The sequence below is a fragment of the Halomonas sp. IOP_14 genome (genome assembly GCF_021021315.1).
Lineage (GTDB): Bacteria > Pseudomonadota > Gammaproteobacteria > Pseudomonadales > Halomonadaceae > Vreelandella > Vreelandella titanicae.
On record NZ_JAINWD010000010.1, the window covers coordinates 58,551 to 85,349 of the forward strand.

Here is a 26,799-nt window from a genome sequence, read left to right on the forward strand (position 1 = left end):
ACTGATGCCCGTTTTCAGCCCCCGCTTCAAGAGATCCGCTATGTACAACCTCGCTCGCTCACTGTTTTTTCGCGTTGACCCAGAGACCTCTCACGGGATGGCCTTGAGCGCTCTGGATGCACTGCATCGGGTGGGTGGGGTAGCACGCCTGTTTGGCCAGTCGGTGAGTGATCCCGTCGAGCTGATGGGGCTGCGGTTTGCCAATCGGGTGGGTCTCGCCGCTGGGTTGGACAAGAATGCTGACCACCTGGATGCCCTTGGCGCGTTGGGGTTTGGGTTTGTCGAAGTTGGCACGGTGACGCCTAAGCCGCAGCCAGGCAATCCTAAGCCTCGGCTATTTCGCTTAGCGCAGCATGAGGCGATCATCAACCGCTTTGGCTTTAACAATAAGGGGGTCGAGCACCTGACCCAGCAGGTCAAACAGCGCCACTACGGCGGCATTGTGGGCATTAATATTGGTAAAAACCTGACGACTTCAGTAGAACACGCGCTGGATGACTACTTGGTATGCTTAGACGCGGTGCACTCTTATGCGGATTACATTGCCGTTAACGTCTCTTCACCGAATACCCCTGGGCTGCGCAGCCTACAGTTCGGCGAACAGCTGGATGCGCTGTTGGGGCCGATTCGAGCACGAGCCTCAGAGCTCAATGAACAAACGGGCCGCAACGTACCATTGCTGATTAAGATAGCCCCGGATATGAGCGCTGAAGAAGTAGCCTTGATGGCAGAAAGTATTCAGCGCAATGCACTTGATGGCGTGATTGCCACCAATACGACGGTTTCCCGCGCAGGAGTAGAGGGTGATTCACAAGCGGAGGAGGCTGGAGGGCTCTCTGGGAAACCGGTCTTCGAGGCATCCAATCGCGTTATTCGCCAACTGCGTGAGCATCTACCATCGTTACCTATCATAGGTGTCGGTGGGATCGATAGTGCTGCTGCTGCTCAGGCCAAAATCGCGGCGGGAGCTGATTTAGTGCAACTCTACTCGGGGTTGATCTATCAAGGTCCTAAACTGGTCGGTGAATGCGCGAGGGCACTGAAAGCTAAAGGTTGAGCGCAAAGATGATTAGCGAAGCAGTGTGGGCATAAAGGCGCACTAAAAAGCCCACTTGAAAAAGTGGGCTCATTGAAAACCTCTCGCTTAAAATCTTTCTTTTAAAACCTTGAAAAATAAAACGTTAGGCCATGACTAAGGGATTTTTGTGGATGCCCGAGATGCCGGTCATCCCATCCCACTGGTCGCCGCGACCTTCACGCCAACCGCTCATCCAGTATTCGCGTAAATTGATATCTTGACTGGGACAGTCGTCACGAGAACGACCCGATACACCCGCTTTGTAGCCGTGGACATAAGCCCGCTGGAAGCGATCACGTTTTTGCCGTTTCATTGGCTAACCTCTTTTCACGAAAGCCTTTGATAAGAAATAGGGTGTTATCGACTTATGTTATCAACAACAACCACTATTCCGAGAGCTTGCTTCAAGAGCGAGACGCCGCTTCAGCCCTGTTGTTTGGCACTCACGGGCGGAACGAGCCGAGCGGCAATCTCTTACAAAGAACACTTATACGCCATAGGTCTGGTCTTGAACCGACCCTGACAAGAAACGCATGCGTTTTTCAGTAGCTACTCTCTTATTGTTAGACCATGATGGGGTCATCTGTCGACTACCAATTTGTCATAAAACGTAAACTCATTTGTTATATACAGGAATATTGCGCCTTTACGCGCCGTTATTATCATGACCGAGTTGAATCAAAACGCCCCCTTGAGTCTGCTAGCCACTTGCCCGAAAGGCATTGAAGGCTTGCTTCACGATGAACTAGTGGCATTGGGCGCCACGCCGGGTAAAACCACTGTGGCGGGCGTCTATTTCACTGCCAGCCAAGCGATCGCTTATCGTGTCTGCCTGTGGTCTCGGTTAGCTAACCGGGTCATTTTGACCCTGGTACGCGAATCGATGATCGATACCGCTGAGCAAGTGCGCGATGTGGTTGCCCGTATTGCCTGGACGCAGCACCTGGCGCCGGGTAACACCTTGGCGGTCGATTTCCACGGCCGCAGCGATCATATTCGCCACACCCGCTTTGGTGCCCAGACCGTTAAGGACGGCGTAGTTGATGCCCTTCAACTGGCAGGGCAGGAACGTCCCAACGTTGATACTAAAACCCCGCATTTGCGCATATACGCCCACCTCCACCGGATGAACCTGACTATTGGGTTGGATCTCTCTGGTGAAAGCCTGCACCGTCGCGGTTATCGCCGGGATGTGGGTCATGCGCCGCTGAAAGAGAATTTGGCCGCCGCGCTGCTGGTGCGCGCAGGCTGGCCTGAGCGCCTCAAAGTCGGTGAACCGCTGATTGATCCGCTTTGTGGTGCAGGCACGTTACTGATCGAAGCCGCCATGATGGCCGCTGATCAAGCACCTAACCTGAACCGCGAGCGGTTCGGCTTTCACGGCTGGGCAGGGCACGATGACGAAGCGTGGCGGGAACAGAAGCGTGAAGCCGAAGCGCGCGCGTCGATTGGTCGCAAGCGCTGCAAAGCCCAGCTATTAGGTTTCGACCAGAGTCCCGCGGCGCTTACGGCGGCGAAGTCCAATGCTATGCGGGCAGGCATCCCAGCCTTGATTACCCTGCATGGGCAGAGCCTTGCCCAGTTAACGCGTCCCGAAACACTGACTGCTGAGAGCGGCCTGCTGATCACCAATCCCCCTTACGGCGAGCGGCTGGGCGAGCTGCCCGAACTGGTGCGTCTCTACGCCCAGCTAGGTGATAAAGCCAAAGCGCTGTTTCCCGGCTGGACCCTGGCGGTGTTTACTGGCAACCCGGATTTAGGCCATCGGCTGGGTATGCGTGCGCACAAACAGTACGCACTCAAAAACGGGGCCCTGGAGGCCAAGCTACTGCTTATGGAGATTGGTGGCGCCGAGCATCCGCCTGCCGCGAGCGATACAAAGCCCGTTCAGAACGAGAACAGTGCAGTAGCGGCACCTAATGAAGAGGCTAGCGAAGAGCAAGCTGTTCACAAAAACCAAGACAATGCCCAGATGTTTGCCAATCGGCTGATCAAAAATCAGAAGCGCTTGAAGAAATGGCTGAAGCAGAGTGGTGAGACCAGCTATCGTGTGTATGATGCCGATATGCCCGAGTATGCACTAGCGGTAGATCGCTACGGTGACCGCGTGCACGTGCAAGAGTACGCGGCGCCCAGTTCGATCAATCCGGCTCAAGCGCAGAAGCGTTTGTACGATGCCTTGGAAGTCATGCCCGAGGCGCTTAACGTTGACGCCAGTAAAATCTATATCAAGCGCCGCGAGCGCCAAACCGGCAGCGCCCAGTATCAGAAGCGTGCCGCTAGTGGCGAGCGTTTTGAGGTGCAAGAGGGCAAGGCACGGCTCTGGATCAATCTGCGCGACTACCTGGATACCGGGTTATTCCTTGACCACCGCCCGGTACGTCGGATGCTGGGCGAAATGGCCAGCGGCAAGCGCTTTTTAAACCTGTTCTGTTACACCGCCACAGCAACGGTGCAGGCCGCCTTAGGCGGCGCCAGCGACAGTGTGAGCGTGGATATGTCCAACACCTACCTGGAGTGGGCCAAGGACAACTTTGCGCTGAATAAGCTCGATACACGACTGCACCGAGTGGTGCGCGACGACTGTTTCCGCTGGCTGGAAACCGCCAATGCTGAGTTTGACCTGATCTTTATGGATCCGCCGACGTTCTCTAACTCGAAGAAAATGCGCGATACCCTCGACGTGCAGCGTGATCATCCGCGGCTTGTGGAGCTCGCCATGGCGCGCTTGGCACCCGGTGGAACCTTGGTGTTTTCTAATAACCAGCGGCGCTTTAAACTCGATGAAGCGCTTAGCGAGCATTACGCTGTTGAGGATATCACCGGGCGTAGCTTCGACCCCGATTTCCAGCGGCGCACCAACCTGCACCACGTGTTTTTACTTCGTCATAAGGCGTCATAAGAGAGCTTTTGCATGATTCAGCTATCGCTTTACACAACGATGGGCTGCCACCTATGCAGCCAGTTAGAGGCTTTGGTGGCGGCACTAGCGAATCAAAAGGTGTGGCTGCACCACATCGAGATTAGCGACGACGACGCCCTGGTTGAGCGCTACGGCCTGCGGATACCGGTGCTGGTGGATGGTGACGGCAATGAGCTGGATCGTGGCTTTGAGCTGGAGCGATTAAGTGCATGGTTGCGCGAGCGCGGCTGGCTGGATGAAGACGCGCTGGCGGGGTTCACAGTACCGCCAGACACTACGCCGCCTAAAGGCGCCCATAAGCGTCATGGGCGGCGTTTCTTAGGTTAACAAGTGCATGGTTAACAAGTGCATGGCTGGGTTCGAGTGGTTTACATCACGTCCAGTAGCGATAGTTGACGCATGGCTTCTTGGCCTTCGGGGGTATGGTCGGCCACTTCCAGCACCTTGCGAAAGCCTCGTGAGGACTGGATAGTGGTCTCGTCCTCCAGCCACATATGGGCTTGATCCAGCGTATCGGCTAGCTGATGTTTCAGACCGCCAAACTGAGTGCCGATTTGGCCCCAGGCGCGGCTGAAAATCCAGTCACCAAACATATCCTGGTGAATATGAACCAACACATAGTCATGGTTGGTTTCCCAGCGTACGATCACAACACTCTCCTTAAATACCCTTTAAACACGCCTGCCCATCAAGCCGTCGCGGGCATATTGTAAAGCCCGGATACCCAAACGCCTATGAAACTTGTCGTCGACGCCAATATCCCCGCTGCCGAACGTTGTTTCGGCCATTTCGGTAAGCTCATCCGCGTGCCAGGGCGGGAGATAAACGCCGCCCACCTGCAGGACGCCGATGCGCTCATCGTCCGCTCCATTACCCAGGTCAACGATCAGTTGCTTGCCGATAGCCCCGTGCGCTTTGTTGGTACTTGCACCATCGGCACCGATCATATCGATCAGGCAGCGCTCGCTCAGCGCGATATTGCCTTCGCCAGTGCGCCAGGCTGCAACGCTGAAGCGGTGGTTGATTACGTACTAAGCGGCCTGCTAACGCTGGCGGAACGCGATGGCTGGGTACTTAGCGAGCGTACCGTGGGTATTGTGGGGGCGGGCAATGTCGGCAGCCGGCTGCAGGCGCGGCTAACCGCCATGGGCGTGGCAACGCTGGCCTGTGACCCGCCCAAGGCAGCTGTAGAGAGGGCAGAAGAGGAGCCTGAGCAAGGCTTTCACTCCTTGGGCGCCCTGATCGAGCGCTGTGACGTGCTCTGCCTGCATACACCACTAACCCGTGAAGGCCCGCACGCGACTTATCAGCTACTCAACGCCCAGCGTATCGATGAGCTGGCGCCAGGTAGCGTAGTGCTGAATGCGGGGCGTGGGGACTGTGTGGATGGTTTAGCGCTGCGTAGTCGTCTTGCGGGCAAGGGCGATATCAGTGCCATACTGGATGTGTGGGAGGAAGAGCCCGATATTGACGCTGGCTTGCGTGATTTGGTCTCTCTGGCAACGCCGCATATTGCCGGGCATAGCCTAGATGGCAAGCTGCGCGGTACCTGGATGATTGAGCAGGCGCTAGCCCGCTACTGCGGCCAGTCAAGCGATCTCACGTTTGCTGATATTTGCCCGCCGCCTGCGCTGGCGTCCCTGCATCTGCAGCACGCACTTCCCCCGGAAGACGCCCTGCGGCTCTGTATGAGAGCGGTATATGACGTGCGTCGTGATCACGATGCTCTCCAGCGCCAAACGCTGAATTATGGAGTGCGTAAAGGCTTTGATGACTGCCGCGCCAACTACCCGCTGCGGCGTGAATTCGCCACGCTCAATGTGCAGTTATCAGGGGAGGCGGTAGCGCTAGAGGGCATGCTGCGTGGGGCAGGGTTTGTAGTAACGCTAGCTAAGTAGTGAAAAAAAAGTAGTGAAAAACAGTAAGGCCCGCAGATGCGGGCCTTAAATGTATAAACAGCAGAGAAAACTTACTGACGATAAGCGGCTTCTTTTAATGCCCGGATGCGCTCATCCAGCGGCGGGTGGCTGGCAAATAGCTTTTCCACCAGCGAGCGTGTTTGGCCTTTGGTGATCGCCATGGCACGCAGCGTATCCGGCATTTGGTCGGGCAGTTCGGTTTCGGTTTTCAAGCGTGCCAGGGCGCTGACCATCGCGTTGGTGCCCGCTAAGCGCGCACCGGCTTCGTCGGCGCGGTATTCGCGGTAGCGCGAGAACCAGGCGACGATAGCCGAGGCCAGAATACCAAACACAATTTCAGCGACCATGACCACCGCAAAGTAGCCCATAAAGCCCAGGCCGCCTTCGCCATCGCTGCGGCTGCGCAGGAAGTTATCGACTAGATGCGCCACGACCCGGGCAAAGAACATCACAAAGGTGTTCACCACGCCCTGAATCAGCGCCAGCGTTACCATATCACCGTTAGCGACGTGACCAATTTCGTGAGCCAGTACTGCACGCACCTCTTCTGGACGCATGCGATTCATTAAGCCTGCCGAGACGGCTACCAGCGCATCGTCTTTGTTCCAACCCGTGGCAAAGGCGTTTGACTGCTGAGCCGGGAAAATACCCACTTCCGGGGTTTTGATACCCGCCTCGCGGGAGAGCTCAGCCACTGTGTCCAACAGCCACTGTTCGGTAGAGTTGGAGGGCGTTTCGATAATCACCGTGCCGGTGCTGCGTTTAGCCATCCATTTGGAGATAAACAGCGAGATAATGGAGCCCGCCATACCGAAAATAAAGCAGAAAATCAGCAGGCTGGTGAAGTTGATGCCCTGGCCGCGCAGGTAACCCTCTACGCCTAGCAGGCGCAGGGTAATGCTGGCGACCAGCAAGACCGCTATATTGGTGCCTAAAAACAGCAGAATTCGCATCATGGTGCAGGTTCTCCCCTAAAGTTCATCGAAGCATTACTAGATTAATGGCTTAGATACGTGCTGTTCATGGCAGTTTCAAGTCATGGCTACAAAAGCTACTGCCGATAGCGTGACAAGAAGTTGGCAAAACGGTCGAGTGCATCGCCTAATTGGTCGGCCCAGGGCAGCGTGACGATGCGCACATGATCCGGCTCTGGCCAGTTAAAGGCCGTGCCTTGTACCAGTAAGATTTTTTCCTGTAGCAGCAGATCCAGCACCATCTGCTGGTCGTCTTTGATATTGAAGACCTTGGGGTCGAGCCGTGGAAAGGCGTACAGCGCGCCTTTAGGTTTTACGCAGGAGACGCCGGGGATTGCGTTCAGTTTCTCCACCGTGATGTCTCGCTGGGCCAACAGCCGCCCGCCGGGCAGGATTAAATCATTGATCGACTGGTAGCCCCCCAGCGCGGTTTGAATCGCGTGCTGGGCGGGTACGTTGGCACACAGTCGCATAGAGGCCAGCATATTCAGCCCCTGGATATAGTCCTGAGCGTTTAGCTTGGCCAAGGTGCCGGAGATAGTCATCCAGCCCGAGCGAAAGCCTGCACAGCGATAGCTTTTGGAGAGACCGTTCATGGTGATGACCAGTTGGTCATCGTCCGCTAGTGCGCCCGTGGCAGTATGTTCGACGCCGTCATAAAGGATCTTGTCGTAGATTTCGTCTGAGAACACCACCAGGTTGTGCTGTTTGGCGATCGCCAATACCTCTTTCACCACGGCGGGTGGATACACCGCGCCGGTGGGGTTGTTGGGGTTGATCAGCACAATGGCACGTGTGTGGCTGGTGATCTTGGCGCGAATATCCGCTGTGTCAGGCGTCCAGTCCGCCTGCTCGTCGCATAGGTAGTGCACCGCGTGACCACCGGAAAGGTGGGCGGCGGCGGTCCAGAGCGGGTAGTCCGGCGCGGGAATGAGTACTTCATCGCCGTCGTTGAGCAGCGCCTGCATGGTCATCACGATCAGCTCAGAGACGCCGTTGCCGATGAAGATATCTTCGATACCTACGCCGGGAATCTGTTTGCGCTGGCACTCCTGCATAATCGCTTTACGGGCAGAGTAGAGGCCTTTGGAGTCGCAGTAGCCCTGGGCCGTGGGCAGGTTGCGCATCACATCCTGGAGAATCTCTTCCGGCGCCTCAAAACCAAAGGGCGCAGGGTTGCCAATGTTTAGCTTGAGAATTCGTTGACCTTCCTCTTCCAAGCGCTTGGCGTGGTCGAGTACCGGGCCGCGAATGTCGTAGCAGACATTGTGCAGCTTATGAGATTTCTTTAACGGTTGTGATTCGTGCGACTGCGGGGTATCCATGAGGTGTCTGTCCAAAAGTAGCTAGAGGCCCAAAAGTGTCCAAAAAGCATGAGTGACTAAAAACAGCGTCCACAAGCCATCGTCGGCTATAGAGCTATTAGGCCATTATGCGTCGGAAAGTGCTTGATTGTCTTCGTCGTTTTGCACGGGCGGCGGAGGAATGTCTGCCGGGGTTTCAAGCGTTAGCCTGCCCAGCTTGCCATCACGCAGTTCGTGAAGCAGCACTTCCGCGCCGCGGTGCAGATCAACGGCGCCGCCGGGACGCAGGCCGCCTCGGCGGGCAGCGATATCTTTTAAGATGGCGTTACCGTCGAAGCCAGCAATAGCGAGAAAGTCGGGCTTTTTCGGGCCATCCGCATCAATGTCATGGGGGATATCCGGCGCGGTGTAAGAGGGCAGCTCTTTGAGCTTATAACGCTCGGTGAGCGCTTCGGGGTAGCGTTTGGCCAGCTCTGCGCTGGTAACAATGGCTACATCGGCGTACTCGATAGCGGTATCGCGAATGGCGCCGGTGGCGGCAAGCCGATAGGCGCTGGCCTGGTCCTCAATCTTCGGCCACAGCACTCCCGGGGTGTCGGTGAGTGCCACACGCCCATCGATACGCACCTTTTGCTGGCGCTTGGTGACTGCTGGCTCATTGCCGGTTTTAGCGATTTTTCGCCCGGCCAGGCCGTTAATCAGCGTGGATTTTCCCACGTTGGGAATACCCATCACCATCACGCGCACATCCCGGTCAGCACGAACGGCACCGGCCAGCTCATGGCACAGCTTGGGAATTTTCTTTAGCTCGCGGGTGTTGGTCGTCGTGACTGCCAAGGCACGCATATTCTCTTGGGCATCGAAATAAGCCACCCATTCGGCCGTTCGCTCCGGGTCAGCGAGATCTGCCCGGGAGAGAATTTTCAGCACCGGCTTATGGCGGGTTAGCTCGGCCAGCATTGGGTTGGCGCTGGAGTAGGGCAGACGCGCATCGAGTACCTCGATGACTACGTCAATTTCAGGCAGCACCTCCTTAATCTGGCGGCGGGCCTTGTTCATATGTCCGGGGAACCAGCCGAGCATGGGTTTCTCCTGCAAGTACAAAATAGCGGCACAAAAAAGCGGGCTGCCATTCTAGCAGATGGCGCCCGCCTTGCTGGGTTTCCTTGAGAGGATTTATCAGCGATTACTCGTCGGGGTGAAATTCCAACGACACTGAGTTAATGCAGTAGCGCAACCCAGTAGTCTCCGGTGGGCCGTCGGGGAACACATGGCCCAGATGAGCATCGCAGTGGGAACAAACTACCTCCGTGCGCTGCATGCCGTGAGTGGTATCCGTATGCTCCTCAACGCAGCGGCTACCCAGTGGCCGATCAAAGCTTGGCCAACCGCAGCCAGCATCGAATTTGTGCTCATTCTCAAACAGCGGCGCATGACAGCAGACGCAGTGGTAAATACCCTGCGCATCACGCACCTGATAATCGCCAGTGAATGGGCGTTCTGTGCCTTTCTCACGTGCTACGCGGTACTGCTCTGGGGTTAGCTGCTGTTGCCACTCGTCAGGGGATTTTTCTATTTTCGCCATGCTCTGTTCCTCTCCCTTATGCATTGCGCTTACATCGCTGAGGCCAAGTGTTGTTTGGACTCACTAGCCTAGTGACACCACTTGATCATCATGAGTTTCAGCATGGGCGATTATACATCGCTGTGCCAGTGTAAGCGCTATACGCTAGCCGCGCCGCCGTTACTGCGCGGGTCGTGGGCGCTCTCTATCAACCCATCCGGATGGTGCACAATACCGCCTGCATGGCCCATGGTGTCACTGAATGCCTCGGGCAGCACTTCCACATCGTGGCCTGCCGTTGCCAGGGCGGTGACTAGGGTGTCGTCAAAACGCGCTTCGAGTTTCAAGTTAGTGCTGGTTTCGCCCCAGGTGCGCCCCAGCAGCCAGCGGGGGGCCGTAATCGCCTGCTGCAGCGGCATGCCATGCAGCGCGTAGCGCGAAAATACCGCTGCCTGGGTTTGCGGCTGGCCTTCACCGCCCATAGTGCCGTAAACCATGGTGCGGCCATCGTTAAACTTGGCAAGCGCCGGGTTAAGAGTGTGGAAAGGTTTACGTCCAGGGGCTAAGCCGCGCAGGTCGTCGGGGTTAAGCGAGAAGCTGATGCCGCGGTTTTGCCATAGCACGCCGCTTTCTGGCAGCACCACGCCACTACCAAACTCCCAGTAGATGCTCTGAATAAAGCTCACCGAACGTCCTTCGCTATCCACGGTGCCCATCCAAATGGTATCGCCTGGCGCTGGTTCGTGGGGCCAGGGTAGGGCGTGCTGCGGGTCGATCTGAGCCGCTTCTAAGCCAATGTTCTCTTCGCTGAGCAAATCTTGCAGCGGTGTTGGCACACGGCCGGGGTCAGTGATGTTTTGGTCGCGCAGGATAAAGGCGCGTTTGGTGGCCTCAATCAGGCCATGCAGGTGGCCAAAACCGTTGGGCTCGGCGGCTTTTAGGCGCTCGTAGATACCTAAAATCATTAACGAGGCCATGCCTTGGGTCGGCGCAGGCAGGTTATAGAGCGTGGCATCCTGAAGCGTTACTTCCAGCGGTGTGACTCGCTGGGCGCGGTAGGCGTGAAAGTCTGCCAGGCGCAGTGGGCTGCCTACCGCCTCTAAATCTCGCGCCATGCTGGCGGCCAACTCGCCGCGGTAGAAATCATCCAATCCCGCTTCCGCCAAGCGCTTAAGTGTCGTGGCCAAGCGCGGCTGGCGCAGCCGTTCGCCTTCACGGGGTACCTGGCCGTTAAGCAGCAGGGTGTCACTAAAGCCTGGGCTTTGGGTTAAACGCTCAAGGTGTTTGGCGGTAAGCGCTTCCTGGCTCTGGGAGACCGCAATACCCCCCTCGGCATGATGAATGGCGTCAGCCAGTAGTGTGGTGAGAGGCAACTGCTTGCCCCATGCCGACGCCACGTTCAGCGCTTCATGCCAGCCGCCAATGGTACCGGCCATGGTGAGGGCGGCTTTGGGGCCGCGCTCGGGAATCTGCGTTTCACCGGCGTAGAAGTCTGTGCTGGCAAGCCCCGCCGCAGGGCCGCAGGCGTCAATGGCAATGGGCGCTTTGCCCGGTTCATGAATTAACCAGAAGCCATCGCCACCCAGGGCGTTCATATGCGGGTAGACCACCGCAATGGCCGCGGCGGCTGCGACCATGGCTTCCACCGCGTTACCACCCTGTTTAAGCACATCTCGCCCGGCACTGGCAGCTAGGTGATGAGGAGCGACGCAGCTGCCGCCGTAACTACGTTGGGTGTGGAGCATCTTTGAATCCTTATTGTTAAATAAATGCTAAGGCAGATCGTTACCAGCCAATTGCTTCGGGCAACCAGGTAGCAATGCTGGGAAAGATAAAGACCAGCGCGACGGCGACAAACTGTAAGCCGATAAACGGTAGGGCGCCTTTATAAATATCCAGCGTCGAGACTTCTTTCGGCGCTACACCCTTGAGGAAAAACAGCGACCAGCCAAAGGGTGGGGTAAGAAACGACGTTTGTAGCACCAGCCCCACCAGAATGCCCAGCCACACCATATCGACGCCCATCTGCACAAAGAAGGGTAAAAATAACGGTAGGGCAATATAGCTGATCTCAATCCACTCCAGGAAGAAACCCAGCACAAACATCAGCAGCAGCATGAATAGCATCGCGCCTAATTCGCCGCCGGGCACCCAGTCGAACATACGGGCAACCAAATGCTCGCCGCCCAATCCGCGAAATGCCAGGCCAAATACCTGGGCGCTGATCAAAATAAAGAACACCATGGCCGAGATCACCAGCGTGGCCTTGGCAACTTCTTTGAGTAGCGCAAAGGTTAATCGCCCCGAGCAGGCTACAATTAGCAATGCTCCTAGCGCACCCATTGAGGCTGCTTCAGTAGGCGCGGCAATGCCGCCAATAATCGACCCTAATACCGCAAACACCAACCCCACTGGCGGGCCTACCACGGTAATCACTTTGCGTATCAACTGACCCCGGCCCATTTCTGCACGCTCCTCGGCAGGAATAGGCGGCATTAAGTTGGGGTAGAGCTTGGCGATCACCAGAATGGCAATAATATACACCGCCGCCAGGGTTAGTCCCGGCACCATGGCGGCGGCGAACATCGTACCGACTGATTCACCCAGAATTTCCGCGAGCAGAATCAGCACCAGGCTGGGCGGAATAATCTGCCCCAGGGTGCCGGATGCGCAGATCATCCCGGTGGCCAGGGTTTTAGGGTAACCGCGGCGTAGCAGCGTCGGTAGCGTGAGCAGGCCAAGGGTAACGATAGTGGCGCCCACAATGCCTGTGGCGGCGCCTAACAGCACTCCCACGAGGATGATCGCCACGCCCATGCCGCCTGAAATGCCGCCGAACAAGTGGCCGATGACATCGATCAACTCCTCTGCCAGCTTCGACTTCTCCAGCATCACCCCCATAAACACAAATAGCGGTATGGCCATAAAGGTGTAATTGGTCACTACGCCGTAAATACGTGATGGCAGCAGATTAAACAGCATTGGCCCAAAGCCAACGTAGCCAAAGAAAAAGGCCGTCGCCGCGATACTGATACCGACCGGAATACCTATCAGCAGGAACACAAAAAAAGCCACGATCATGCCGATCGCGAGCCATTCATTGGGAGACATGCGTTATTCACCTCGTGTGGGTAGGGCGAAAGCCTGACGCAGCGCGTGGGCCAGCCCTTGCAGCGCGAGAAGGAGAAAGCCGAATGGGATCAGAGATTTGAGAAGCCAGCGCAGAGGCATGCCACCGGGGTTGGGCGACGCCTCGCCGCGGGCGAACGACTGGGCGATCCAGGGCAGCGTCAGCCAGGCGATATACAGCCCCATCACCAGCAGCAAGAGTCCGCCGATCACTTCAATCACCCGTTGCAGGCCTACAGGGAAGCGCTCGTAGAAAACATCGACGCGCACCTGCTCGCCCATCAATAGCAAATACGACATGCCAAACAGTGCAATAGGTGAGATCAAGTGCCACTGCAGCTCCTGCAGCCATATCGCGCCAATGCTGAACACATAGCGCATCAATACGTCGCCAGCGACGAGTCCGACTAAAACCACGCAGGTCCAGGCGGCGATCCAGCCAAATAGCCGAACCACCGCCTCAACTCCGTGGACAAAAAATGCCACGGCGCGCATATCAGACTCCGATAATGTCGTTTAACCAGGCACGCTCACTGGCGCCCGCCCAGCGGTCATGATTGGCTTTAAACGCCATGTAGCTATCGTGCACTTTGCGTACCAGAGGGTCGGCGTTGGCCTCTGTTGCCAGGGTATCTTGAGTGGCTTCGTGCAGCGCATCGATAACGGGTGCGGGAAGCATGCTGGCAGTGACGCCTTCGTTCTCCACTAGATCTGTCATGGCTTCGCCATTGACCGCTTCAGACCAAGTCACACTCTCTAAGCAGGCGGCCATACAGGCGGTTTTGACAATCATCTGCAGATCTTCTGGCAGACTATCCCAGTGGGTTTTCGAGATAAGCAGTTCGCCCGTGGTCGAGGGTTCGTGCCAGCCTGTAGTGTGGTAGAACTTGGCGGCGTTATGCAGGCCCATGCGACGGTCTTGGAAGGGGCCTACGAATTCAGCTGCATCAATCACGCCACGCTCCAGCGCGGGGAAGATTTCACCACCGGGCAGTACACGGGCATCCACGCCAAGCGAAGAGTAAACCTGGCCCGCCAAGCCAGGAACGCGCATGCGCAGCCCGTTGAGCTGGCTAATGTCCTCGATCGGTTCGCGGAACCAGCCGGTCATTTGCACGCCGGTATTGTTCAGCGGGAAGGCGACCATGCCGTAGGGCTCATACACTTCGTGCCAAAGCTCCAAGCCGCCGCCGTGGTAAAGCCACGCCATATGGCCCATAAAGCTCATACCAAATGGAACAGTAGTGAAGTACTGAGCGGCAAAGGTGGTGCCTGACCAGAAGTAACTATTGGCGGCATTCATCTCGATGGTGCCGCTTTGAACGGTTTCAAAGCCTTCAAAGGCTGGGATCAGCTCGCCGGATGAAAAATGCTGAATATTGAGTCGTCCGCCGGACATGGCGTTGATTTTGGCGATCACGTCAGTGGGGCTGCCAGGGCCTGCCACGTAAAAGGGCGAGCCGGGCGGGTAAGCATTGGTCATACGCCAGTTGAAGCTCTCAGCGGACTGCGCACGGGCGATAGACGGGGCGCCCAATACAAGGCCTGCCGTGGAGGAGACGGCAGCTGTGGTGAGAAACTTGCGACGGGATAAGGACATAGCACACCTCATTAATGGTGGAATTGGTCAGCCAGGGAACACAAAGAAGTAGCAAGGGGTGTGCCATAAAAATCGATTTTATTTTAAATAAAAGATTTTTAAGGGTTTTGTCGGTCTCTAATGAAAAGGTTAAGTGTAAGAAAAATAACCGTTTGCACCGTTATGGCGCTGAATGAGTGCCCAGGGCACCCTCGGTGTGCATACGGACTTTGCAAAAGTTGGACGTAGAGGTAGGTGATTGAAAGCGGGCCAGTTAGTTTGGTGATGGCAGGGAGCTTGACAGCTCAATAAGGTCTGAGTAACATACGCGCCACCTCGACGAGGCAATGCAACGTCCCATTCGTCTAGTGGTCTAGGACACCGCCCTTTCACGGCGGTAACAGGGGTTCGAACCCCCTATGGGACGCCACTTATTCTTTTTCTTTCTAGAGCTAGAGTAAGCGGTCGTCAGGGTTATCGGAATGCGGGAATAGCTCAGTGGTAGAGCATCGCCTTGCCAAGGCGAGGGTCGGGAGTTCGAATCTCCTTTCCCGCTCCAAGCATTAAAGTGCTTAATAGTGTCCCATTCGTCTAGTGGTCTCGGACACCGCCCTTTCACGGCGGTAACAGGGGTTCGAACCCCCTATGGGACGCCACTTCCGGTAAGTTAGGTAAAAGCTAAGTAAGTGTTCTATAAGCGGGAATAGCTCAGTGGTAGAGCATCGCCTTGCCAAGGCGAGGGTCGGGAGTTCGAATCTCCTTTCCCGCTCCAGTTTTAGTAGTACCGGATCGGTAAGCGATGGGTCGGGAGCTGGAACGCCAGCCCGGTCGATTTCCTTTCCCGCTCCAGGTTTGATTTAGTCCCATTCGTCTAGTGGCCTAGGACACCGCCCTTTCACGGCGGTAACAGGGGTTCGAACCCCCTATGGGACGCCATCTAGTATGTTGTTTGCGTTGCGGGAATAGCTCAGTGGTAGAGCATCGCCTTGCCAAGGCGAGGGTCGGGAGTTCGAATCTCCTTTCCCGCTCCATGTAAGCAGTATCAGGTAGCTACGCCAAAGTCGGGAACTGGAATGCCAGTCCTGCGACATGCCAGCCCTATAGCTCACCTTCTCCGCTAAGCTTCTATTATCCCAAACTTCTCCGATCTCACTGCTTTATATGCAGTCTTGGTCTAGGTTCTTTTTGCTGATACTGAGTCAGTGGCTTTCAGCACAATAGGGCTCTGACTAAAGGTCGTGGATGGCCGTGGGCTGATCTGCTTTGGTTTTTAGCCCAAACTCAGCTGGTTCGCCAGTACTCCCGCCTGTCAGGTTATCATCGTCGTTCAAGATCATGTGAAGCTTGTGGCTTCCATGTTGGCGGTTAGGAATCTTATTAATTTGAAGATAAGCCAGTAACTAACGCTCTCACTTACTTATTACCGTCAGCGGCGGCCTCCACTGAGGTACGGCGGCTATTGCGACTGTGTGCGTTCACAACGGAAGCGCACGCAGACATGATCCATGACAATATACAAATGCTTAACCTTGGCTATGATGGTGACCCAGCGGTGCATGGTCGTGGGTACATCTACCACTCAGATCGCGATGACCAATGTGCGCGCTGACTTTTATTCCCACATGCAGTGAGGCTTCGATGGCCGACGATCGCAGGCAGCTGCCGGGCGCTTTGACTCACCGAGGCTGAGGCATACGGTATCGACTCGATTGGTGGTGTGCCACCGTGAGGGTCAGGCCGTCATCGACGAGCTGCTCTGCTCACCAATTTGTGTCCGCCACCATGTCGATGAATATCAAAACTGCAGGCATAGGACGGGGATGTCTGCTGGAGAGGGGGTAGTCCAGGGTAATCGTTTCTTTTCACAGTGATTTTGGGGGACCTGCGCGCTGACCTGATGCACACAGATAACCCGAGTAACGGAGGGTTAAAAGAATGGCTTATGCAACGACCAATCCCTATACTGGGGAGACAATCAAAAATTTTCCCAGCGCAACCGATGCAGAGGTCGCTCTGGCGCTGGATCGCGGCGATGCAGCATTCGGCAACTGGAAGAGCACCCCCATCCAGCAGCGGATCGCTATCCTGCAGAAAGCTGCCGACTTGTTGCGAGCCAATAGCGAGGAGTATGCGAAACTGCTGACCCTGGAGATGGGCAAGCTGCTGGGCGAGGCGCAGGCGGAGGTCGAGCTGTCAGCTGCGATCTTCGAGTACTATGTCGAGAGCGCCGAGCGGCAGCTGGCACCTGAGAAACTGCCGTCCAAGGATCCGGTGGTGACCGAGGCCTGGCTGGTACACGAGCCGCTGGGCATTATCCTTGCGATAGAGCCGTGGAACTTCCCCTATTATCAGATCGCCCGCATCATCGCTCCTCAGCTTGCCGCCGGTAACGTGGTCGTGCTCAAGCATGCATCCAACGTTCCGCAATCGGCTGCGCTTTTCGAGAAGCTGATGCTTGACGCTGGCTTGCCGGTTGGCGGATTCAAGAATCTCTATGCAACGCGCGAACAGCTGGAAACCATCATTAACGATCCACGCGTTCACGGTGTCGCTTTGACCGGTTCTGAAGGAGCTGGCGCGGTGGTGGCTGCACAGGCTGGCAAGGCGCTGAAGAAGTCAACGATGGAGTTGGGCGGCGCCGACGCGTTTGTGGTGCTGGATGATGCCGACATCGACAAGGCGGTGAAATGGGCCGTGTTCGGCCGCCACTGGAACGCTGGGCAGGTGTGCTGTTCGTCCAAGCGGATCATCGTCGTCGAGGAGGTTTATGACGCCTTCCTGGAGAAGTACAAAGCCAGCGTCGCCGTACTCAAGGCGGGGGATCCCATGGATCCGACGACGACATTGGCGCCTTTGTCGTCTCAGAGCGCAGCGGATGATATCCAAAAGCAAGTGGAAGATGCAATTAAGCATGGTGCTACGGCGACCGTAATCGGTGCCGCAATACCCGAGCGCGGTGCATTCGTGCAGCCCGTGCTGTTGACGGACTTGACGAAGGATAACCCTGCCTACTACTGGGAGTTCTTTGGTCCGGTATCTCTGGTGTTCAGAGCCAAGGGTGAGTCCGAAGCCATCGAGATCGCCAACGATTCTCCCTTTGGATTAGGCGGATCAGTGTTCACGCAGAACATTGAGCGAGGTCGCCAGGTGGCGGCTCAGATATCCACCGGTATGGTTTACATCAATCACCCAACGGCAGTGAAGGCCGACTTGCCTTTCGGCGGCGTTCGTCGCTCCGGCTATGGCCGCGAGTTGATCGGCCTCGGGCTGAAGGAATTCGTCAACCACAAGTTGATTGGAGTTACCGACATCGACGGTCAGTTCTGATCGTCATGCTCGGGAGTGCATTGTTAATGTGAATTTTCTTGCCAGTACGCACGAAGTGGGGTTATCGGTCACAGCATGTTTTCAAGGTTTTGAAACATGCTCTAAACGACTCTTAGGGGCATGTGACTGGTGGTCTTGCACTCCGCAGGGTCGACGAGCTAAAGTACGGCTACAGTATTATTGAGAACCTTATTGAGGGGGAGCGCTGACTGCAAAAGCCTCCTTTCCCACTCAAAGCGCTTCTAGTTTCAATTTCTTCCCTGATGCATCAGCTATTTGCTGGGCGTCTTTTTTTGCGTGTCTGGCGTTCGGCTCGATTGCCCACCTTGAAAAAAGTCGTTTGCGCCCTAATGTTTCTCCTTCTCTTCTTATTTTGCTGACAGGACATGTTCATGGCCGAACCGGCATTGTCGATCCGTGGCCTTACCAAAGTGTATGGCAACGGCTTTCAGGCGCTCAAAGGTATTGATCTCGACGTCCAGCAGGGCGATTTTTTTGCTTTGTTGGGCCCCAATGGCGCCGGCAAGTCCACCACCTTGGGGGTGGTCTGCTCGCTGGTGCAAAAGACGGCGGGCAAGGTCTCCATATTCGGCATTGATGTGGATAAAGACTTCGCTAAAGCCAAGTACCAGCTAGGCGTAGTGCCTCAAGAGTTCAACTTCAATCAATTTGAGAAAGTGCTCGATATCGTACTGGCCCAGGCAGGTTACTACGGCATGACCAGTCGCGAGGCTTTGCCCCGAGCTAAACAGCTACTGACCGATCTGGGCCTATGGGAAAAGCGCAACGGCAGCGCGCGCATGCTGTCAGGTGGAATGAAACGCCGCCTGATGATCGCTCGAGCGCTGATGCATCGCCCCAAACTGCTGATTCTGGATGAGCCAACCGCCGGGGTGGATATCGAACTGCGGCGCAGTATGTGGGAGTACATGCGGCGGATTAACCAAGACGAAGGCACCACCATCATCCTGACGACGCACTACCTGGAAGAGGCTGAGAGCCTGTGCCGTAATGTGGCGATTATCAATAATGGCGACATTGTGCGGAACACTAGCGTGCGAGGCCTGCTGGCTGAGCTGAATACCGAGACCTTCCTAATTGATACCTCCGAAGCCATTACAGACATACCCAAGATAGACGGGTTTGAGATAAAACAGCTGGAGTCTACTCAGCTATCACTCGTGGTGCATCGCGGGCAACGTTTAAACGATGTCTTCAAGGCGTTGAGTGAGCAGGGCATCCAGGTGGTTTCCATGCGTAATCGTGCTAACCGCTTAGAGGAGATGTTTGTGTCGATGGTGGAAGGTAGTGGGCTAGGGGCGATAGACCAGCGTGTTGAGAAGACGGAGGAACGCGTATGAATGCTACGCAAACATTGATTGCCCTGTGGACGCTGGTGCTAAAAGAGATCAAACGTTTCACCCGCATTTGGCCACAAACGCTGCTGCCTCCCTCTATCACCATGGCGATGTACTTTATTATCTTCGGCAACCTAATCGGTTCGCGGATTGGTGACATGGACGGCTTCAGCTACATGGACTTTATTGTTCCAGGGCTGATCATGATGTCGGTGATTACCAACAGCTACTCCAACGTGGCGTCGAGTTTCTTCTCCAATAAGTTTCAGCGTTCGATCGAAGAGATGATGGTTTCGCCCATGCCCAATTGGGTGATACTGGCCGGCTTTATTTTAGGCGGTATGGCACGTGGGTTGGGCGTCGGGCTGATTGTGACGGTCGTTTCACTGTTCTTTACCCGCCTAACCATGGAACACCCGCTGCTCACGGTATTAGTCGTAGTGCTCACGTCTGCGCTGTTCTCTATTGGCGGCTTTATTAATGCGTTACTGGCCAATAAGTTCGACGATATTTCTATCGTGCCGACGTTTATCCTTACGCCGCTGACCTATTTGGGTGGGGTGTTCTACTCGATCTCAATGTTGCCTGACTTCTGGCAGGGTGTTTCCATGCTCAATCCAATTTTGTACATGGTCAACGTTTTCCGTTATGGCTTCTTAGGTGTGTCGGATATTCCCGTTGGCTGGGCGCTCGCTGCCATTTTTGCCTTTATCATTGTGTTGTTTAGTATTGCACTGGCGATGTTAGAGCGCGGCAAAGGTATCCGCAGCTAGACGCATCAATCCGATTGAGAAGAGAGAGCTTTTATACAATGGCACACCGCCCAGACACGTTAGAGCACGCGCCGTTAGGGCGCGATTCCGCTTACCCTGAGCAGTATGACGCGGGGCTGTTATATCCCATTCCCCGCGCGGCTAATCGAGTGCCGCTGGGGATCGAAGAGGGGGCTCTGCCGTTTGTGGGGGAAGATGAGTGGCACGCCTTTGAAGTCTCCTGGCTGAACAGCCGCGGTAAGCCTATTGTGGCCGTGGCGCGCTTTCGCTTGCCAGCAGCCTCACCCAATCTGATTGAGTCCAAATCCTGGAAGCTCTACCTCAATAGCTTCAACCAAACCCGTTTCTATAGTCGTCAGGAAGTGATGGAAACGCTTGCCCATGACCTTGCTGTTGCGGCAGGGGCTGAGGTGAGTGTCGAGCTGTTTGATGTGGATGCTTCAGAGCTTTCACCACAGCTCTTGCCGGGCGAATGCCTGGACGATTTAGATATCGCAGTAAGCGACTATACGCCTAGCAGTGACCACCTCACGGTAGGGGAAGAGGTCGTCGAGGAGACGCTCTACTCCCACCTGCTCAAATCCAACTGCCCGGTTACCGGCCAGCCAGACTGGGGCAGCGTGCTGATTCGCTATAAAGGCCCGAAAATCGACCGCGAAGGGCTGCTGCGTTACCTGATTGGGTTTCGCCAGCACCAGGATTTTCACGAGCACTGCGTTGAGCATATTTTCTGCGATTTAATGGCCCAGGCAAAGCCTACGCAGCTGCTGGTACTGGCGCGTTATGTGCGGCGCGGCGGGTTAGATATCAGCCCCTGGCGCGCAACCCCAGGGTTAACGCCCCCCACGCCACTGCGCCTAGCAAGGCAGTAAGCGGCAATGTTATAAATGACAATGCTATAAATGATGGTGCTAAAGTAGCCTCACACAATTGGACTTGGAGTCATCAATGGACGCACTCACGCTGCTTCACGAGCGTAGCTCAATGGGCAAGCTGATGGAGCCAGCGCCCAGCGGCGAACAGCTCAGCGCCATTTATCAGGCCGCGCTACGTGCCCCGGATCATAAAGAGCTGCGCCCCTGGCGCTTTATCGAGTTTAGCGGGGAAGGGCGAGAACGCTTGGGCGAGCTATTCGCCGAGGCGGAGTTTCAGGAGGATCCTAGTGCCGATGACGAAACGCTCAACTCGGCGCGCAAAAAGCCGCTGCGGGCGCCGATGATTATCGCCGTGATCGCCAAGGTCACGCCCAAACTTGAAAAAGTACCCAAAATGGAGCAGGTGATCTCCGCCGGGTGCGCCGCCCACGGCATACTGCTAGCCGCCCACGCCTTGGGGTTGGGGGCAATGTGGCGCAGCGGCAAGTACGCTTTCGACCCCGTAGTTCGCAAAGGGCTGAATCTGGATGAAGATGACGAAGTCGTCGCGTTTATCTACCTGGGCACCCTGGGGGGGCGCCATAAACCGGTACCACAGCATAATGTTGCTGACTTCGTGGAGCGTTGGGACTAGCGATGAGTCTCCCTCGTCAGCCAGGCATCCCTCATCCACGATTGCCATTGCCAAAAGGCCAGCCGGAAAATCTGGCCGTTTTTCAGCAGTGGCTGAGCGACGCCATACCCATGGTGGGCGCGTTAGGTATTAGCAAAATGACGCGTCAGGGTGATTCACTAGCCTGGCAGTTAGCGCTGGAGCCCAACCTTAACGATAAAGGCACGGGCTTTGGTGGTGCACTGACGGCGCAGACGACGCTACAAGGCTGGTGCTGGGTAACGCTATGGCTACGTGAGCGGGGCATTGCGCGCGATGTCGTCGTTGCTGAGGCCCGTCAGCGTTTTCTGGCGCCAGTAACAAGTGACTACCGCTTGGTATGTACGCCAGCCGTGTCAGAAGGCCCTACTCAGCTTGCCAACAAGCTCGCTGAGCGAGGAAAAGGCCGCATAGCGCTAACCCAGCAGCTCTATTGTGGCGAGACGCTCTGCCTGGAAGCCAACGGCAGCTACGCTGTATTGTCTGAACGATAACCGGGGTATGCCACTAACCTAAAGGTTCGTCAGCCGGAAAAGGCTTGCTATTTCGAGGCTTAGCCAATAGTATATGCGCCGTTCTGTCGCGAAAGGTTCAGCCTTTCAACAGCGCCAAAACGCGGAGGGGTGTCCGAGTGGTCGAAGGAGCACGCCTGGAAAGTGTGTAAGCCGCAAGGCTTCGAGGGTTCGAATCCCTCCCCCTCCGCCACAGAATTTTTAAGGCCGTCAAGCAATTAGCTCGACGGCCTTTTTTGTTTTGGCTCTCAGGGACTAACTTGGGAATGCTTCCAGATTTAATTGCTTCTCAATGGCGCTGGAATATCTGGGCCGTCGCTGCGAATCCACTTACCATAACGCTGTTGGATCATGATGATCGTCGCGTGGCCAACGTGGTTAGAGATCCAGTGCAGCGGCACCACTTTTCCAATGAGAGCAGCTGGCTTATGAACGGGTGCCGGCACTGGTTGGGGCCGCGGTAGCGAACGCCGGCGTGTTTTAGGTGGGTTTTCCAGAAGCGCTCGCGGATAGCGTTCTCGTAAAAGGGCGAGTTAGCCCAACTGGTCACCATGGCGATATTGACCTTCTGTGGTGTTTGTTAGCTTACAGCTAAAAAATTTCTATATTTATTCTCTATTAGCTATAATGCTAGTAATGAAGACGATCACTTACCGTAAAAGTGCACTAAAGGTGCTGCAGCGAATGCCGCGGCCTGAGTCGAAGCGCATACAAGGTAAAATCAAGGCCTACGCGGAAGACCCGGAAAGCCAACGCAATAATGTGAAGGCGTTGAAGGGGAGCGATTATATTCGCCTGCGGGTAGGCGACTGGCGGGTGATCATCGACGAGCGTGGCGATGTGTTGGACATCATTAACATCGGTGCCCGTGGTGCTATTTATCAATAAAGCATCAATAATGCACCCGGCAATTAACAGGAGGCGGCATGAGTGCACCTCAGATTATTCAAACGCCCACTGGCGAGCGGCTGGTGGTACTGCCCGAGCAGGAGTACCACGCATTGCTTGCGCGGTTGGAAGACCAGGACGATATCGACGCTGCCAACGCGGTTGTGGCGCGTGGTGAAGAGTCATTTCCCGCAGCGGTTGTGGATGCGCTGCTGGACGGCGTGGCACCCGTGAAGGTGTACCGTGAATACCGTGGCCTACGCGCAGGTGAACTGGCGGAAAAAGCAGGGATTAGCCAGGGGTACCTCTCCGAAATAGAGTCAGGAAAAAAGAGCGGCTCGTTGAGTGTGCTGACCCGCATTGCGGCTGCGTTGGATGTGGAGTTGAGAGATATTACCTGACGGTCACGGCCCTCTCGGTGAGCAATGAACAGCGGCCTGCTTTTTGATATTGGCTCGCATGATCCTGAATAAACGCTTACCTCAGTCAGATCCTCTAGCGAAGCACGCGGCGGCCTTTTTTAATAGGCCCCGCCCTTCGATACGCGTTTTAGTTCCGTCTTCAAGCGTCGTCTTTCAGCTTAGATCATCATCTTTTTTTCCGGAGTTCTACAGGTCTGTCGTAGCGCTTGATCAAATGGTACAAACTGTGGTCTGAGACGCCTAACCGAGCAGCAACTTCAGCGACTCGATGGCCCCACGCTCTACCACCTGTTGGACGGCTTTGATTTTGAATTCTTCAGTATAACGGGGATGGCTCATGTATCCTCTAGATGCCTTTAGTATAAGGCCTAGAGTTGTCTACTAAACCCAAGGCGATTCAAGCTGATTAAACATGAGTGATTGGTTAGAAATCAAAAATGGCGTGAAAGCCAATAAAGGCTTTCACGCCATGGGTGTACATTGGTGGATAGATCAGTTAAACCAGCGCTTGAGGGTCTGTTGTGCCTGTTCATAGTGTTCATCTTTTATATGCGCTGCCACTATTGCCAGTGCACCGGCAAGAACGCCTATGTCGTCAGTATAGCCAAGAACTGGAGTTAGATCAGGTATGGCATCAACAGGAGAGATGAAATATCCAAGCGCACCATAAACCGTAGTTTTTGCCCACATTGGGGTGTCGCTATCCTTGGCTGAGTAGTACATCTTCAATGCTGGTGAGAGTGTTTTTTCACCAGCCTTCTTGGCGTACTTAGTCGTCTTGTTCCAGAAACTCTCATCTGAATAACTGTCTGCATGTGCGTCGATCTTTTCATCCAGTGATGCTTGTGGTTCGCCCTTGCTCACGTTGCCCCCTATAGTTAAATACTTGATATTATTTCATTTATCTTAGTCGTTAAGTTCCTTTGCTGGCAGTGATTGAGATTCACGGGTCAACCCAGGCTCAATCACCTTAGGTAATCATCCAGTAGATGAAGAAGCTTGTCACCCCCTGCCTGAAGAAAATTCAACTCAGCACCAATGATGCTCACTGCATTCGACTCATATCAAACGAACGCAATGAAGTTGCTCGCATTGACTTGGAAACATTTATCTGGAGGATTTAATTTGCTGGGTTTACGCTGCCTCCAGTTAAGCGAGCAATTATTGGCTTATTTTCATGCAGTTCATGACAGCCGTTCAGACTCAAGTTGCATCAACATCCGGTAAACCCTCAGCATGGCGGATGTATTTGCAGGTAGCTCTGATTTCAAGGTTGCTTTTAAAGATGTACTTGACCATGCTCGATATGCCTGGGTAGTGAGTTCAGGCAGTGCAGACCGACATCGGCATTGGTGGTTTTCGGAGCAGTAACGACAAGTGCGGCTACGTCATATTTTTAAATGAAGCAATTCCCCACAAGCACCCTAACTAGCGGGTGGCTTAAAACGCTAAGATGGATTAGCGAATTTTAGATGAATTCGGGATTAAAAACGTCCCTCCGAGAGGGCTACTCTAATAAGCAAGGGATATAGAATGAAAAAAGCGATTTTTGTTTTACTAAGCCTCATTTCTCTAACGGGCTGTACAACAGTTTCCTACAATGGGGGGGAAGAGTTGGTTAATCGGGTGAGTTATCCTGAGATCGGTGAAGTTATGACCGTGGGCGTGGGAGAGCACATGGTTGAGAAAGGCTCGATGGTTGAGGTGGGCGTTCTCCGAGTAAACCAAATGATTGATGGGGCTATGTATGACATCCCTAATAGAACCTATCGCCAGATTGGGCACGATACGGAAAATGATTTTTATGAACCTACAGGCGTGGTCAGAGGAGCCTTTGCTGATCCAATCCAAGCGCTAGCAGTTGCCAAAAAAGACAATGCTGAAATATGTGTCATAACTACTTTTGGAGGTAGTGCTTGCTATGCTGGTGACTACACAAAGGCGAAAAGGCTATCTGAGCAAGAAGACAGCTTCCAGCAGACGCTCATATATAATGGTCGCATTGGAGATAAAATCAACATTGGTTACAGAGAATTTAGCTCCAGTCTTGCCAGGCCAGCTTTCAATAACGAAGTAGAGTATGATTTAAGCACCTCCGACGAGATAAGTTACAAAGGAGCCTCCTTAGAGGTAATTGAAGCTGGAAACACAGGTATTACCTACAAGCTAATCCGGAACTTCCCTGATTGATGTAACTGTTACCTTTGAACCCGCCGCGCCGCCACTGAACTGCACCTCAAAAGTTGGACACTCATCCAACGATTGGGATGCAGTTCACAATCAGCGGGCTTTTTTTGTGCTCAGGTCAGATGCTTAGCGTCGAGTTCCTGAGAACCCTCTGTTCACGACGTTTAAAAAGGCAGCACTCCGCCGAAGCCAATACCCAGCACGGCAACGATAACCACAACGATAACGACGATAGTGGTAGTAGACATATTCTCTTCCTTTGAGTAGTGAGCGTTGCTATAGCGTAGTCGCGAAAGCGTTATTTCGCACGTAGGCGACAACGACTGCACTGCGGTTTCCTCACGACGGAATGAGGTGGTCGGCGGGAGTAGGGCAGGTAGGGGGGCTGCTGGGCTTGGCGCCGTGCTTACCTGACTTGCTGTTGTTCTTTTAGGCAGTTAAGCAGCAACTGACGGATTTCTTCATGTTCCTCCGAATCGCTGCGCCATATGCAGTGCGACTGATGTCGTGTCGTTGAATCGGTCAGAGGGAGAAAGCTCACATTGGAAAACCCGGCTTTGGCAAGTGATTGGGGTACCAGGGCAACGCCCATCGCATTGGCTACCAGAGCAAGAATGGTCAACCAGTGGGAGACTTCGTGACAAATATGGGGTTTAACATCGGCGTGGTGAAACAGGCCGATGATCCTGTCGTAATAGTGAGGGGCAAGGTCGCGACCAAACAGGATGATGGGCTCATTGGCCAGTTCCTTGACCGCCAACTCGCGTCGGCCTGCTAGGTGGTGATGCGCTGGCAAGCAGCACAGGAAGGGTTCGTCCGACAGGATGACCGACTCGATTCCCTCGGGTAACGGCATCGAATGGATGAAGCCGATATCGAGCTGCTCTTGCATCACTGCTTCTACTTGATCTGCCGAGTTGCGTTCGATCAATTGTATTTCGATGCCGGGATAGCGGGATTGCAGGCGTTTGAGCAGTTCTGGCAGGCCGCGAAAGAGCATGGCGGGTGTAAACCCGACGCGCACCAGGCCGGTGGTGCTTGAGGCAATGCGCTGCACCAGCGTTTGCGAGTCTTCTAGCTGCTCGAGAATCCGGCGTGCCTGGCGCTGGAAGGCTTCTCCGGCGGGCGTGAGGGTAACGCGTTTGCTATTGCGCAGCAGCAGCTTGACCTTTAGCTCCTCTTCCAGTTGACGCAGGCTGGCACTTAGCGGTGGTTGAGAGATATGCAGACGCTGTGCTGCTCTGCCGAAATGCAGCTCCTCCGAGAGCACTAGAAAGTAACGCAACTGTCGAAATGTCAGCGCCATTGGCTTCGTTCCTTATCGTTTCTTGTTCT

Annotated in this window: 26 protein-coding genes, 7 tRNA genes and 1 pseudogene; 20 read left to right on the forward strand and 14 right to left on the reverse strand. The window is 54.9% G+C overall.

All coding sequences use genetic code 11. From position 1 onward, the window contains the following. Positions 1–40 precede the first annotated feature (40 nt). The gene (locus tag K7H09_RS10035; protein ID WP_230804558.1) at positions 41–1,057 is read left to right on the forward strand and encodes a quinone-dependent dihydroorotate dehydrogenase; all 1,017 of its coding nucleotides are present in this window, start codon (positions 41–43) and stop codon (positions 1,055–1,057) included. Between the two features lie 124 nt (positions 1,058–1,181). On the opposite strand, the gene rmf is transcribed toward K7H09_RS10035, so the two are convergent. Then, complete coding sequence (rmf, locus tag K7H09_RS10040; protein ID WP_007111057.1) at positions 1,182–1,391, reverse strand: ribosome modulation factor; 210 nt, start codon at positions 1,389–1,391, stop codon at positions 1,182–1,184. A gap of 351 nt (positions 1,392–1,742) precedes the next feature. On the opposite strand from rmf, the gene rlmKL reads away from it, so the two are divergent. Then, positions 1,743–3,980, forward strand: a complete 2,238-nt coding sequence (gene rlmKL, locus K7H09_RS10045) for a bifunctional 23S rRNA (guanine(2069)-N(7))-methyltransferase RlmK/23S rRNA (guanine(2445)-N(2))-methyltransferase RlmL (protein ID WP_230804562.1) — start codon at positions 1,743–1,745, stop codon at positions 3,978–3,980. 12 nt (positions 3,981–3,992) lie between these two features. Further along, the gene (locus K7H09_RS10050) at positions 3,993–4,328 is read left to right on the forward strand and encodes a glutaredoxin family protein (RefSeq protein WP_022520414.1); all 336 of its coding nucleotides are present in this window, start codon (positions 3,993–3,995) and stop codon (positions 4,326–4,328) included. 41 nt (positions 4,329–4,369) lie between these two features. On the opposite strand, the gene K7H09_RS10055 is transcribed toward K7H09_RS10050, so the two are convergent. Further along, a complete protein-coding gene (locus K7H09_RS10055; RefSeq protein WP_022520413.1) occupies positions 4,370–4,651 on the reverse strand; it encodes a hypothetical protein in 282 nt (93 codons plus the stop codon). Positions 4,652–4,735: 84 nt separating this feature from the next. Between K7H09_RS10055 and pdxB the strand changes: the two genes are divergently transcribed. Further along, positions 4,736–5,899, forward strand: a complete 1,164-nt coding sequence (gene pdxB / locus K7H09_RS10060) for a 4-phosphoerythronate dehydrogenase PdxB (RefSeq protein ID WP_230804563.1) — start codon at positions 4,736–4,738, stop codon at positions 5,897–5,899. Between the two features lie 71 nt (positions 5,900–5,970). On the opposite strand, the gene htpX is transcribed toward pdxB, so the two are convergent. From htpX to K7H09_RS10100, 8 genes are all read right to left on the reverse strand, one after another. Continuing rightward, on the reverse strand, positions 5,971–6,876 hold the full coding sequence (gene htpX / locus K7H09_RS10065; protein WP_022520411.1) for a protease HtpX: 906 nt from the start codon (positions 6,874–6,876) through the stop codon (positions 5,971–5,973). A gap of 95 nt (positions 6,877–6,971) precedes the next feature. Further along, positions 6,972–8,219: a pyridoxal phosphate-dependent aminotransferase gene (locus K7H09_RS10070; protein ID WP_022520410.1), complete on the reverse strand. Its 1,248-nt coding sequence runs from the start codon at positions 8,217–8,219 to the stop codon at positions 6,972–6,974. Positions 8,220–8,324: 105 nt separating this feature from the next. After that, positions 8,325–9,281: a ribosome biogenesis GTPase YlqF gene (gene ylqF, locus K7H09_RS10075; protein WP_022520409.1), complete on the reverse strand. Its 957-nt coding sequence runs from the start codon at positions 9,279–9,281 to the stop codon at positions 8,325–8,327. Between the two features lie 103 nt (positions 9,282–9,384). Continuing rightward, complete coding sequence (gene msrB, locus K7H09_RS10080; protein ID WP_022520408.1) at positions 9,385–9,783, reverse strand: peptide-methionine (R)-S-oxide reductase MsrB; 399 nt, start codon at positions 9,781–9,783, stop codon at positions 9,385–9,387. Positions 9,784–9,920: 137 nt separating this feature from the next. Continuing rightward, on the reverse strand, positions 9,921–11,507 hold the full coding sequence (locus K7H09_RS10085; RefSeq protein WP_230804564.1) for a gamma-glutamyltransferase family protein: 1,587 nt from the start codon (positions 11,505–11,507) through the stop codon (positions 9,921–9,923). A gap of 40 nt (positions 11,508–11,547) precedes the next feature. Continuing rightward, on the reverse strand, positions 11,548–12,873 hold the full coding sequence (locus tag K7H09_RS10090; RefSeq protein ID WP_009288054.1) for a TRAP transporter large permease: 1,326 nt from the start codon (positions 12,871–12,873) through the stop codon (positions 11,548–11,550). 3 nt (positions 12,874–12,876) lie between these two features. Then, positions 12,877–13,386, reverse strand: a complete 510-nt coding sequence (locus K7H09_RS10095; protein WP_230804565.1) for a TRAP transporter small permease subunit — start codon at positions 13,384–13,386, stop codon at positions 12,877–12,879. Position 13,387: 1 nt separating this feature from the next. Next, the gene (locus K7H09_RS10100; protein WP_230804566.1) at positions 13,388–14,491 is read right to left on the reverse strand and encodes a TRAP transporter substrate-binding protein; all 1,104 of its coding nucleotides are present in this window, start codon (positions 14,489–14,491) and stop codon (positions 13,388–13,390) included. 333 nt (positions 14,492–14,824) lie between these two features. On the opposite strand from K7H09_RS10100, the gene K7H09_RS10105 reads away from it, so the two are divergent. From K7H09_RS10105 to K7H09_RS10175, 15 genes are all read left to right on the forward strand, one after another. Then, positions 14,825–14,900, forward strand: a tRNA-Glu gene (locus tag K7H09_RS10105). A 54-nt stretch (positions 14,901–14,954) separates the two neighbouring features. Continuing rightward, positions 14,955–15,029: transfer RNA gene (locus tag K7H09_RS10110), tRNA-Gly, on the forward strand. Positions 15,030–15,050: 21 nt separating this feature from the next. Then, a tRNA-Glu gene (locus K7H09_RS10115) sits at positions 15,051–15,126 on the forward strand. A gap of 41 nt (positions 15,127–15,167) precedes the next feature. After that, positions 15,168–15,242 (forward strand) — tRNA-Gly (locus tag K7H09_RS10120). 88 nt (positions 15,243–15,330) lie between these two features. Next, positions 15,331–15,406, forward strand: a tRNA-Glu gene (locus K7H09_RS10125). A 20-nt stretch (positions 15,407–15,426) separates the two neighbouring features. Next, positions 15,427–15,501: transfer RNA gene (locus K7H09_RS10130), tRNA-Gly, on the forward strand. Between the two features lie 904 nt (positions 15,502–16,405). Continuing rightward, positions 16,406–17,797 carry an NAD-dependent succinate-semialdehyde dehydrogenase gene (locus tag K7H09_RS10135; protein ID WP_027959667.1) on the forward strand — a complete coding sequence of 464 codons (1,392 nt, stop codon included), beginning with the start codon at positions 16,406–16,408 and terminating at the stop codon, positions 17,795–17,797. A gap of 392 nt (positions 17,798–18,189) precedes the next feature. After that, entirely contained in the window at positions 18,190–19,158 is a 969-nt protein-coding gene (locus K7H09_RS10140) for an ABC transporter ATP-binding protein (RefSeq protein ID WP_022520404.1), read from the forward strand. Next, positions 19,155–19,928: an ABC transporter permease gene (locus K7H09_RS10145; protein WP_027959666.1), complete on the forward strand. Its 774-nt coding sequence runs from the start codon at positions 19,155–19,157 to the stop codon at positions 19,926–19,928. The genes K7H09_RS10140 and K7H09_RS10145 overlap by 4 nt, the downstream gene beginning before the upstream one ends. A 38-nt stretch (positions 19,929–19,966) precedes the next feature. Beyond that, the gene (queF, locus tag K7H09_RS10150) at positions 19,967–20,800 is read left to right on the forward strand and encodes an NADPH-dependent 7-cyano-7-deazaguanine reductase QueF (protein ID WP_041157887.1); all 834 of its coding nucleotides are present in this window, start codon (positions 19,967–19,969) and stop codon (positions 20,798–20,800) included. A 76-nt stretch (positions 20,801–20,876) separates the two neighbouring features. Further along, positions 20,877–21,437, forward strand: coding sequence for a nitroreductase family protein (locus K7H09_RS10155; protein WP_039860150.1), 561 nt, complete (start codon positions 20,877–20,879; stop codon positions 21,435–21,437). Positions 21,438–21,439: 2 nt separating this feature from the next. Then, positions 21,440–21,949, forward strand: a complete 510-nt coding sequence (locus K7H09_RS10160; RefSeq protein WP_039860151.1) for a YiiD C-terminal domain-containing protein — start codon at positions 21,440–21,442, stop codon at positions 21,947–21,949. Between the two features lie 123 nt (positions 21,950–22,072). Further along, positions 22,073–22,160, forward strand: a tRNA-Ser gene (locus K7H09_RS10165). 443 nt (positions 22,161–22,603) lie between these two features. Next, complete coding sequence (locus tag K7H09_RS10170) at positions 22,604–22,855, forward strand: type II toxin-antitoxin system RelE family toxin (protein WP_027959641.1); 252 nt, start codon at positions 22,604–22,606, stop codon at positions 22,853–22,855. A 38-nt stretch (positions 22,856–22,893) separates the two neighbouring features. After that, on the forward strand, positions 22,894–23,256 hold the full coding sequence (locus tag K7H09_RS10175) for a helix-turn-helix domain-containing protein (RefSeq protein WP_022520397.1): 363 nt from the start codon (positions 22,894–22,896) through the stop codon (positions 23,254–23,256). 100 nt (positions 23,257–23,356) lie between these two features. Here the strand turns inward: K7H09_RS10175 and K7H09_RS24595 are convergent. Together K7H09_RS24595 and K7H09_RS10180 are read right to left on the reverse strand one after the other, a co-directional pair. Beyond that, positions 23,357–23,616: pseudogene (locus K7H09_RS24595) on the reverse strand (transposase); the annotation flags it as partial. A 153-nt stretch (positions 23,617–23,769) separates the two neighbouring features. Then, entirely contained in the window at positions 23,770–24,141 is a 372-nt protein-coding gene (locus tag K7H09_RS10180; RefSeq protein WP_190373613.1) for a YkvA family protein, read from the reverse strand. Positions 24,142–24,810: 669 nt separating this feature from the next. Between K7H09_RS10180 and K7H09_RS10185 the strand changes: the two genes are divergently transcribed. Further along, positions 24,811–25,467, forward strand: a complete 657-nt coding sequence (locus K7H09_RS10185) for a hypothetical protein (protein WP_027959639.1) — start codon at positions 24,811–24,813, stop codon at positions 25,465–25,467. Between the two features lie 161 nt (positions 25,468–25,628). Here the strand turns inward: K7H09_RS10185 and K7H09_RS10190 are convergent, their stop codons facing one another. Both K7H09_RS10190 and K7H09_RS10195 read right to left on the reverse strand, forming a co-directional pair. Then, positions 25,629–25,793, reverse strand: coding sequence for a hypothetical protein (locus K7H09_RS10190; RefSeq protein WP_155830865.1), 165 nt, complete (start codon positions 25,791–25,793; stop codon positions 25,629–25,631). A 77-nt stretch (positions 25,794–25,870) separates the two neighbouring features. Continuing rightward, a complete protein-coding gene (locus K7H09_RS10195) occupies positions 25,871–26,770 on the reverse strand; it encodes a LysR family transcriptional regulator (protein WP_230804568.1) in 900 nt (299 codons plus the stop codon). Positions 26,771–26,799 lie beyond the last annotated feature (29 nt).

Excerpts from the sequence above, each read along its gene's own strand:
- K7H09_RS10035 (WP_230804558.1), top strand. The coding sequence starts at position 41 with ATGTACAACCTCGCTCGCTCACTGTTTTTTCGCGTTGACCCAGAGACC.
- rmf (WP_007111057.1), bottom strand. The coding sequence starts at position 1,391 with ATGAAACGGCAAAAACGTGATCGCTTCCAGCGGGCTTATGTCCACGGC.
- rlmKL (WP_230804562.1), top strand. The coding sequence starts at position 1,743 with ATGACCGAGTTGAATCAAAACGCCCCCTTGAGTCTGCTAGCCACTTGC.
- K7H09_RS10050 (WP_022520414.1), top strand. The coding sequence starts at position 3,993 with ATGATTCAGCTATCGCTTTACACAACGATGGGCTGCCACCTATGCAGC.
- pdxB (WP_230804563.1), top strand. The coding sequence starts at position 4,736 with ATGAAACTTGTCGTCGACGCCAATATCCCCGCTGCCGAACGTTGTTTC.
- htpX (WP_022520411.1), bottom strand. The coding sequence starts at position 6,876 with ATGATGCGAATTCTGCTGTTTTTAGGCACCAATATAGCGGTCTTGCTG.
- K7H09_RS10070 (WP_022520410.1), bottom strand. The coding sequence starts at position 8,219 with ATGGATACCCCGCAGTCGCACGAATCACAACCGTTAAAGAAATCTCAT.
- ylqF (WP_022520409.1), bottom strand. The coding sequence starts at position 9,281 with ATGCTCGGCTGGTTCCCCGGACATATGAACAAGGCCCGCCGCCAGATT.
- msrB (WP_022520408.1), bottom strand. The coding sequence starts at position 9,783 with ATGGCGAAAATAGAAAAATCCCCTGACGAGTGGCAACAGCAGCTAACC.
- K7H09_RS10085 (WP_230804564.1), bottom strand. The coding sequence starts at position 11,507 with ATGCTCCACACCCAACGTAGTTACGGCGGCAGCTGCGTCGCTCCTCAT.
- K7H09_RS10090 (WP_009288054.1), bottom strand. The coding sequence starts at position 12,873 with ATGTCTCCCAATGAATGGCTCGCGATCGGCATGATCGTGGCTTTTTTT.
- K7H09_RS10095 (WP_230804565.1), bottom strand. The coding sequence starts at position 13,386 with ATGCGCGCCGTGGCATTTTTTGTCCACGGAGTTGAGGCGGTGGTTCGG.
- K7H09_RS10100 (WP_230804566.1), bottom strand. The coding sequence starts at position 14,491 with ATGTCCTTATCCCGTCGCAAGTTTCTCACCACAGCTGCCGTCTCCTCC.
- K7H09_RS10135 (WP_027959667.1), top strand. The coding sequence starts at position 16,406 with ATGGCTTATGCAACGACCAATCCCTATACTGGGGAGACAATCAAAAAT.
- K7H09_RS10140 (WP_022520404.1), top strand. The coding sequence starts at position 18,190 with ATGGCCGAACCGGCATTGTCGATCCGTGGCCTTACCAAAGTGTATGGC.
- K7H09_RS10145 (WP_027959666.1), top strand. The coding sequence starts at position 19,155 with ATGAATGCTACGCAAACATTGATTGCCCTGTGGACGCTGGTGCTAAAA.
- queF (WP_041157887.1), top strand. The coding sequence starts at position 19,967 with ATGGCACACCGCCCAGACACGTTAGAGCACGCGCCGTTAGGGCGCGAT.
- K7H09_RS10155 (WP_039860150.1), top strand. The coding sequence starts at position 20,877 with ATGGACGCACTCACGCTGCTTCACGAGCGTAGCTCAATGGGCAAGCTG.
- K7H09_RS10160 (WP_039860151.1), top strand. The coding sequence starts at position 21,440 with ATGAGTCTCCCTCGTCAGCCAGGCATCCCTCATCCACGATTGCCATTG.
- K7H09_RS10170 (WP_027959641.1), top strand. The coding sequence starts at position 22,604 with ATGAAGACGATCACTTACCGTAAAAGTGCACTAAAGGTGCTGCAGCGA.
- K7H09_RS10175 (WP_022520397.1), top strand. The coding sequence starts at position 22,894 with ATGAGTGCACCTCAGATTATTCAAACGCCCACTGGCGAGCGGCTGGTG.
- K7H09_RS10185 (WP_027959639.1), top strand. The coding sequence starts at position 24,811 with ATGAAAAAAGCGATTTTTGTTTTACTAAGCCTCATTTCTCTAACGGGC.
- K7H09_RS10195 (WP_230804568.1), bottom strand. The coding sequence starts at position 26,770 with ATGGCGCTGACATTTCGACAGTTGCGTTACTTTCTAGTGCTCTCGGAG.